This is a genomic window from Pseudomonas sp. P5_A2_2 (assembly GCF_054177685.1).
The window spans coordinates 1-5,044 of the sequence record NZ_JBGCUL010000297.1 but is presented as its reverse complement, the minus strand read 5'-3'; the positions used below and the strand labels follow the sequence as shown (position 1 = coordinate 5,044).

Genomic DNA, 5,044 nt, shown 5'->3' with positions numbered 1-5,044 from the left:
TGATGGGTCAGCGTCGATTGGAGGCGATTTGGTGCGCGGGAAAAATATCAGCCATCGTATCGGCGCACACAGTCATTTCTGAGCCCATTGAATCAACTCGTTTTCCAGGCGCATCCCATTGCTTCTGGCCGATTTCTACCTGTCATGACGGACCGCAATCGACCGTAGCTGTGTAAAAACGTAGCCACTGCTTTGAAGTCTGAGTCGCTATGTAAAATCTATCCAATCGTCGCCGCTCAGATGTGCCGTTTGCATATGCCCGTTTGGAGATTAGGTCAAGCGCGCCGGCGCGATTCAGGGTGTAGCTGAGTCGCTCGACTTCGGCGTCAGAACTATCGCGCCGTCGATCACTTCAATGGTCAGCACGTCGCCGATGCTCAATCCTAAACTGGCGAGTAGGTCAGGCGGCAAGTCAATGATGACGTCGTTGCTTCCATCCGCAGGATCTTGGCATTTCACTGTCCAGCGCTGGGCTTCGGTCATGATGTTACTCACACTTTGGTCTTGGCGGGGATGATTCATTATGATCGCAATGTATTCGCCAGTTGAAGCGTGATGCTGACTGCTAATGACTTCTTCTGGTCGGTTGTGGCCATTGGCGACAGGCAGAAACCGGCCAAAAGCGGACCATGGACACGCTACGAATGAATCAGTAATGTACGTAGAGGTTGTCGTTTCTCATCCTCGTCTGATGTCGCGTTTGTGGCGCGCCTCTCAAGCCGAGTGAGGAGTGACCCGTGGGGCAGAGAGCGTTATTAGGTACATCCGGCGAAAAATATTAGTTTCGCATGTGTCTTCTACTAATGGTTAGCCGCAGGAACTATGCATGGAGTCTACGTGGAATACATTGCAAAATCGCCACGACTACGACTGTCGGTGACGCTACTGTTAACAGTGGCAATTGGTGTGTTATCAAGCATCATGGCAAGTCAAATAATGCCACAAGGTGTACTAACTTGGTCGCTACTACCTAAAGTTTCTTCTTTTTGGTTGTTAGCGCTATTTTCCGGGGGGTGGATTTTTATCCATGTAAAATTTCTGAATTACGATGAAGATATCATGAGATATGCAGATGACCAGCACTGTATTGCCCTCATCCGGAAAGCAAAACTTGAAGGGCTTGCTGCTCTCATACAGAGAAATCCAGAGCAGGCCTCTTTAGTTGATGCAAAGACATTCCTAAAAAATCTGGGGATAAAATGAGCATACTCCTCTCTAAGCCAGCGCAAGAAAAACTACAGCGAAGTGAAGTGCGCGATCAGGTTTCGTTACGTCAACTAATGTCTAAGCTTGAAGCTTTAAACGTATCAAGACTAGAAAGTGACCCATCAGTTCGACGGGTGACAGGTACGACCGAAGAGATTTATGTAATGCGGATAGGTGGCAATCTCCGTGCTTTTCTCACGAAGAAAGGAAAAGATATTGTTCTGCTTAGCATTGAGAACGGTTAGTCATTCGCTCAACTGTAGCTCACTGGACGTCTAAAAGCTGTGCTTTTTAATGTTCGGCGGTTTAATCATTAGGTTTCATATGCATTTACCATCTAGMCATGTATTTGATGTTCTTGCGGCAAAGGGCGTTGACCAATTGCACCACGCAAACAGCGTCGCGACCGCATGCCAGTTTTTAAGATCGCGCGCGCTATTATCCAGGGGCACGATTGAGCGTCTTGGTATAACTCAAACGCCTCAGGACTCTGATGATATTGATCGCCGGTACAGTATTTGGTTTGATGTATTCATGGACTCTGTTGACATCCATCATCGTGCGCGCCGTGCAAATGCATACGGTCCCGTGCTTTTGGTTTTCAGTATAGATTTAATAGATCGAACCGGTACTGGACGGCTATGGGTAACCAAACTAAATCCAACGAAGTGGGCTGGCAAATCAGAAAAACAGCGCTGGTTTCAAGATAGGGATGATCTAGAAGAAAATTTCATGCTGGGGCAATTTGATCAAATGGTCCTAGCCCGCCACAGTGGGGGAGAGCTTCCGTTCAAAGGGCATTTGATAAAAATAGTAATAGATGACCCCCGCCATGAGGACGACGATGGAGTAGACACCTACAGTATGGCTGTAGGCGCCCTTCGACTGGCAATGCAAGACGCGGGGCTTGATATCCCTATCGAACGACGAACTTGTAGGCAAGGTTGTACGTGCAGGCGATACTGGACGGAAAACGATGATCGAATCCTTAAAATGTTCAGCCCTAAAATTTAACAGGTGATACAAGCCTTCTCTGCTCTTATTGGAACGGTCTAAAGCCCCTTCACCAAACGTAAGGCTCTACCGATAATACGCAACCCAGTTAACAACAGATGATACCCGCAGGTGGGACTAATCTGTACATTGAGCGGACGACCGCTTCTGGCCGATTACGCCCCTTCGTGGCAGGAAACAACCAGCAAAAAACGGTTTCGTTGACTCCAAAAACCAAGAGTGAATTCAGCTAGCCAACCCATCTGTAACAGATATGATCGCACTGAATGGGTTCTTCAAATTTGCGAGATCTTGGAATGCCGCAACTACGTAAAGACAATCACTACGTACCGAAGCTTTACCTGAAACAATGGGCAAACAACGGCAAAATCCCCACTTATCGCTTGCTGGTACAGAATGAAAACGTTCCCCTCTGGAGGGAGCAATCCCTGAAAGGAATCGCCTACCATCAACATCTCTACACCTACTTGGCAGGGCAAGAAGAGACGGATGAGTTCGAACGTTGGCTCGACAGTGAATTTGAAAATCCTGCTGAAGAAGCCATCCGCCGAGTTGTCCGTGAAGAGCGCCTTTTTCCTGAACATTGGAGACGGCTTGTACGTTTCGCGGCTGCTTTAGATGTCCRCACTCCCGCTCGCCTTAGGCAGTTCATTCGTAACCAGAACGAGACATTGGAAGCGTTGATGGATGAGACCATGCAACGTTCAGTCCGCGATATGGAAGAGGCAGTTGGAAGGAACGAGCGGCTTGCATGTGGCTCAGAGGATGACGATGCTCTCTCCCTCTTCAAGATATCTATCGAGCCTCTACAGGATGGCGGCGGACAGGTAAAAGCCGAGACCATCATCGGCAGACGAATGTGGATATGGCAAATGAGGCATTTGTTAACAAAAACTTTAGGTCGTGTACCGGCCCACAAATGGACAATTTTGCATGCTCCGCCTGGCATGTCATGGCCGACATCAGACAACCCACTGATACGTCTTAATTTCCAAGACTCAGAAAACTATGACTTTGGTGGAGGCTGGGGTGTCAAGAACGGAGACATACTCCTGCCTTTGAGCCCGAAACACCTTCTTCACACGTCCATCGGTAACCGACCATGGCGTCGAGGTACAACACCCAATTTTGAGATCTATCGGTTGATGCGGAAGATCATAATCGAGCACGCTGATCGATATGTCTTCGCTCAAGACCCTAGTGATATCCACTTGATTAGACCCAGACTGGTCTGCCCGAAGGCCTATGAAAATGAACTGGAATCCTGGCAGAACTGGCATCGCTCGCAGTGCCAAGCCGAGATAGAGCTACAGCGGTAAAGTGTCGGTCTCGTCAAGCGCGTGACCGCTTTTGGCCGAGAGCTGCCCGCCGTGAACGGCTGCTTCTGGCCAGAAGCGGCTCGTAGTCTGTTCAAGATGAACCACAGCTCTAAAGCTATACGCATCTGATTGGTCAACTCATCAATTCGGCCAGGGAAGCGATCCTAAGCTATATAAGCCTCAAGTTTGGAGAGCCCTTCTTAACTGCAGACCCATTAGTTACATTTCCTGAAACCACTGACAACCTTGTCAACTGGAAGGTTAAAGCATTAATTTCATCTATGCTTACACTCAAGCTTTCTGCAATTTCACGACGACCTTGCTTTCGGCTTTGCAAAGCGTCTAACACTTTAGTGAGTAACTGCGATGTCTCTCGCTCCATCGGCTCTGGTTCATTAGCCCGATATCCACTTTTAGCGATATCTATACAAAGACTGCGGTAATTCCACTCACTGACCAACCCCAATGAATTAAAACGGTATGCCATAGCTGCAAGCGACACACCCCAATAATGCTTGAGTTTCATCAGATACTTAATAGAGTAAGTGGGTGGCTGATTAGCAGCCACACTCTCCTTAGGCATTAGAAAGGCTGCAGCAAATGCATCAGCCTGGCGTTCCATTTCAGGTCCATGGGCTTGGCCGTGCTGCATGGTGTAAACGTCGCGCACCAAATGGCCTAGCTCATGTGCCGCGTCAAAGCGGCTCCGCTCCGCGGACTTGATGGTGTTAAGGAAAACAAATGGCTTGCCCTCATACCACGTACAGAAAGCATCAACCTCTCGGGTTTCTTCGGCCAGCGAAAAGACACGAATACCTTTCGACTCAAGCAAGTGAATCATATTGGGAATGGGTGCATTACCTAGTCCCCATACGCGGCGGAGCGTGGCAGCTGCCTCTTCAGGCGCTAGATCGCTCAGGTCGGGTAACCCTGCCGAGGGAAGATTAAACCTTTCCTCTATCCAATGGTTGACTCTAAACGCGATGGCACCTGCTGCAAATGTGCAAGCTTTTAACGCATCAGTCATTTTTGAAAGTTTACGAAAACTTACCGAATGCTCCCTCAATTCTGGCATATCTTCATCAATGAAAAAAAACTGCTGAGGGAAGTTCAATAGTTTCGCGATTTTTTCCAAGGCCGCTGGCTCAGGACAAGAAGCACCACTTTCGTAGTTCTGTAGACTACGACTAGTGATACCTAACTCCTTTGCCAGCTGAGCTTTAGTGAAGCGTCTTCTCACCCTGGCAAATGTGATTTGCTTGGGATTTACTTCGGACATAGCAATTTACTCACAACATGCCTATTTTAGGCTCTACTTCCACCGAAATCTGAGAATTTGATTCATCTTTACGAATGGTGAAATCATCGGGATTATTAGAAAMACTTCCTAAGAGTATACGGACACCCCAGTTAGTAATTTTTTTATTACCGAACCCGGTCGGCAAAGACAACTCATATCGAACTTCCTTAAGCACCTTATCATAGTGATAAAGCAACGCCCAGAC

The 5,044-nt window shown here is 48.0% G+C and carries 4 protein-coding genes and 1 pseudogene; 2 read left to right on the top strand and 3 right to left on the bottom strand.

Annotation, left to right across the window (positions count from 1 at the left end; all coding sequences use genetic code 11):
* Positions 1-294 precede the first annotated feature (294 nt).
* Positions 295-483: an AbrB/MazE/SpoVT family DNA-binding domain-containing protein gene (locus ACXRVY_RS16770; protein ID WP_223458516.1), complete on the bottom strand. Its 189-nt coding sequence runs from the start codon at positions 481-483 to the stop codon at positions 295-297.
* Between the two features lie 354 nt (positions 484-837).
* On the opposite strand from ACXRVY_RS16770, the gene ACXRVY_RS16765 reads away from it, so the two are divergent.
* Both ACXRVY_RS16765 and ACXRVY_RS16760 read left to right on the top strand, forming a co-directional pair.
* Complete coding sequence (locus ACXRVY_RS16765; protein ID WP_223458518.1) at positions 838-1,203, top strand: hypothetical protein; 366 nt, start codon at positions 838-840, stop codon at positions 1,201-1,203.
* A 1,313-nt stretch (positions 1,204-2,516) separates the two neighbouring features.
* Positions 2,517-3,539, top strand: a complete 1,023-nt coding sequence (locus tag ACXRVY_RS16760) for a DUF4238 domain-containing protein (protein WP_458237800.1) — start codon at positions 2,517-2,519, stop codon at positions 3,537-3,539.
* Positions 3,540-3,708: 169 nt separating this feature from the next.
* On the opposite strand, the gene ACXRVY_RS16755 is transcribed toward ACXRVY_RS16760, so the two are convergent.
* Positions 3,709-4,818, bottom strand: coding sequence for an XRE family transcriptional regulator (locus ACXRVY_RS16755; RefSeq protein ID WP_223458524.1), 1,110 nt, complete (start codon positions 4,816-4,818; stop codon positions 3,709-3,711).
* A 10-nt stretch (positions 4,819-4,828) separates the two neighbouring features.
* Positions 4,829-5,044: pseudogene (locus ACXRVY_RS16750) on the bottom strand (hypothetical protein); the annotation flags it as partial.